The 3,061-nt window shown below is 38.6% G+C and carries 4 protein-coding genes; 2 read left to right on the top strand and 2 right to left on the bottom strand.

Annotated elements, in window-relative coordinates; translation table 11 throughout:
• Positions 1-240 precede the first annotated feature (240 nt).
• Together Q1V93_RS12970 and Q1V93_RS12965 are read right to left on the bottom strand one after the other, a co-directional pair.
• Positions 241-771 (bottom strand): 2'-5' RNA ligase family protein, encoded by a 531-nt coding sequence (locus Q1V93_RS12970; RefSeq protein ID WP_300665286.1) that lies wholly within the window; start codon positions 769-771, stop codon positions 241-243.
• Positions 772-836: 65 nt separating this feature from the next.
• The gene (locus tag Q1V93_RS12965; protein ID WP_300665285.1) at positions 837-1,256 is read right to left on the bottom strand and encodes a nucleoside-diphosphate kinase; all 420 of its coding nucleotides are present in this window, start codon (positions 1,254-1,256) and stop codon (positions 837-839) included.
• 145 nt (positions 1,257-1,401) lie between these two features.
• Here Q1V93_RS12965 and Q1V93_RS12960 point away from each other — a divergent pair, with 145 nt between their 5' ends.
• Complete coding sequence (locus Q1V93_RS12960) at positions 1,402-2,064, top strand: metal-dependent transcriptional regulator (protein ID WP_367183803.1); 663 nt, start codon at positions 1,402-1,404, stop codon at positions 2,062-2,064.
• A 5-nt stretch (positions 2,065-2,069) separates the two neighbouring features.
• Entirely contained in the window at positions 2,070-2,963 is an 894-nt protein-coding gene (locus Q1V93_RS12955) for a zinc ABC transporter substrate-binding protein (protein WP_300665284.1), read from the top strand.
• Positions 2,964-3,061: the final 98 nt, after the last annotated feature.

Raw genomic sequence — 3,061 nt, 5'->3', positions numbered from 1 at the left:
CCGTTAGCGCTGATGGTACTGCCCTTTTGAGGGTGGGAGAGTAAGTCGATGCCACTTTTAATACGAAGGCCGTTCCCAAAAGGAACGGCTTTTTTTTGTTTATACTTTTTTGATTATCTCATGGTAAGACTCCAGATGAATCTTCGGTTATTGGGAGTAAAAGAAGTGTGGTGACTCTTGCTACTCAAGAGTAATTCTTTACTTCCTTAACAGAAGGAATCTAAAAACAAAACGGTGTCCTTAAAATGCTATCATTGATAGCGTTTGGTAAGATTTTCCCGGAGATTTCTTAAGAATGAGAATAGATTCACAGATAAAATCACCTTGATAATCAAAATAATCCGGAGAAACTTGTTCCAGGATTCGTTCCGGAATAGTTCTTGCAATCGTTAAATGTGGGGTTTTGGTGACTCCTTTAAAGGAATGTGAAAGTTCTTTTTGAATGTAATTGAGAGCTTCATTCTGAATAAGTTGCAATATAAACGTACCGTTTTTCCATTTTTCAACCCCGGAAATAACTACCGTAAAAGGCTTTAAAGAAGCCGTAATTGCTGTCAATTTTTCTTTGATTAATTCTTCTGAGGATTCATTCGCTTCAAAATAACAAAGACTGATGTGTGGTTTTGAATGAAGAACATCTTCCGGCAATGGAAAGATGGTGTCTAATTGCTGCTTTAATTGGACGACTTTTTGAGAAGTAGCATGATCTGGTTCTATCACGATCAAGTACCCGGAAATACTGCCTCCGAAGATGTCTAATTGTTTATTCATAACGTTATTCCAACAAAAAAGCCTCACTAAAAGTAAGGCTTCTTTATCTTGTATGGATTGAAATATTAGAAAATTTCAGAATCAGCGAAATGGAATTTTCCTTCAATTGCAGCATTCTCATCAGAATCAGAACCGTGAACCGCATTTCTCCCTTTAGACTCAGCATAGTACTTACGAATTGTACCCTCAGCAGCCTCTGCAGGATCTGTAGCCCCGATCAAAGCACGGAAATCAGCAACTGCATTGTCTTTCTCCAAAATAGCAGCAACAATTGGTCCGGATGTCATGTATTCAACCAATTCACCGTAGAATGGACGCTCAGCGTGAACTTCATAGAATTTTTTTGCCTGCTCCTCAGTTAAACGAGTGAATTTCATCGCTTTGATTGAAAATCCAGCCTGGATAATCATATCAATAATCTTTCCCATGTGACCGTTTTCGATCGCATCTGGTTTTAACATTGTAAATGTTCTGTTACCTGACATCTTCTTCTTTGTTTAAATAAATTTCGGTGCAAAAGTACAACTATTTTCTCAAAAAGCTCAAAGCTTTATTTCCTATAAATCAAACGATCAATTATTTTTTTAGATATGTCTAAAAAAGTTTTTAACTTTGTGTAAAACAAGAATCTTGAAGTTAACACAAAGCGAAGAAAATTATCTCAAGGCAATCTTTACCTTAAGTCAGGAAGATAAAGGAACGATTTCAACAAATGATCTGGCCGAAAAAATGATGACAAAAGCATCTTCCGTAACGGATATGTTAAAGAAGCTTGGAGAAAAAAACTTGCTGGAATATCAGAAATATCAAGGATGTCAGCTCACTGAATTGGGAAGTTCCTGTGCTTTGGAAATCATTCGGAAACACCGGCTTTGGGAAACATTTTTAGTGGATAAACTGAATTTCGGCTGGGATGAAGTACATGAAATAGCTGAACAACTCGAACACATTCAATCAACAGAATTAACAAACAGGCTGGATGAGTTTTTAGGTTTTCCGAAAGTTGATCCGCATGGAGAACCAATTCCGGGTAAAGATGGAAAGATCGAAGCGGTAACTAATCGCATTATATTATCCGAAGCAACAATAGGAATGAAAGCCATTGTGATGGGGGTTGAAGATGACCAAACAGAATTTTTGCAGTACCTGAGTAAAATCGGCTTGAATCTGGGAACTCATATTGAAGTGTTGGATAAACTGAATTTCGATGGTTCGATTTTAATAGAAATGAAAGGAAAACAAGTTCAGTTTTCAAACACCATTGCCAAACAAATCTCTGTCAAACCGGTATGAGGAATGTGATTTTCATACTGACCGGTTTGTTCTTTTTAACTGGTTGTAGAATGCAGCAGCGAAAAGAGAATGACAAACTGATTGTTTGTTCCACATCCATTGTGGCAGATTGTGTGCAACAGGTTGTTGGAAACAGGTTGACCGTAAAATCGCTGATGGGGCCTGGAGTTGACCCGCATACCTATAATCCGCGGCCAAGCGATGTCGGATTGTTGAATGATGCGAAATTGGTTGTTTATACCGGATTTCACCTGGAAGGAAAGATGGCGGAATTGTTTGAACGTTTGTCGGAACGAAAAGCCGTGGTTTCTTTTCAAGCTGATTTTCCCGAAGAGAAGATACTTTATACGGACAAAATTACTCCGGATCCGCATGTTTGGTTTGACACGGATTCATGGGTTCAGTCAATGAACGGAGTAGTGGACAGGTTGATTGATCTTTACCCGCAATACGAATTAGAGTTCCGGGAGAACTTCTATCGCTTCCTGCAAAAAGTCGAAGCTAAAACGACAGAGTTAAAAAAAGAATTGGTAAAGGTTCCGGAAAAGAGACGAATTCTGATTACCTCACACGATGCATTCCACTATTTCGGACGCACGTTCGATATTCTGGTAAAAGCGCTTCAGGGAGTATCAACTTCCCAGGAACCCGGAGTCAGGGATGTAGTGGATTTGGTCAATTTTATCGTAGATCACCAGGTGAAAGCAATTTTTGTGGAAAATTCTGTCAGCCCGAAAGCATTGAATAGTGTTTTGAATTCTGTCAAAAGAAAAGGATATCACGTGAAAATAGGAGGAACACTTTTCTCTGATGCTTTGGGCTCGAAAGGAAGTGGAGCAGATACGTATCTCGGAATGTTAACTCACAATGTGAATTCAATTAAAGAAGGATTGAAATGAAAAAGGCAATTGAAGTAGAGAATCTAACTGTTTTTTATCGGGAAATGCTTGCCTTGGATCATATCTCTGTAAGTGTAAATGCAGGCCGGATTACAGGA

It is taken from the genome of Fluviicola sp. (genome assembly GCF_030151805.1).
In the GTDB taxonomy this organism is placed as follows: Bacteria; Bacteroidota; Bacteroidia; order Flavobacteriales_D; family Crocinitomicaceae; genus Fluviicola.
This window is presented reverse-complemented; position numbering and strand designations above follow the sequence as displayed.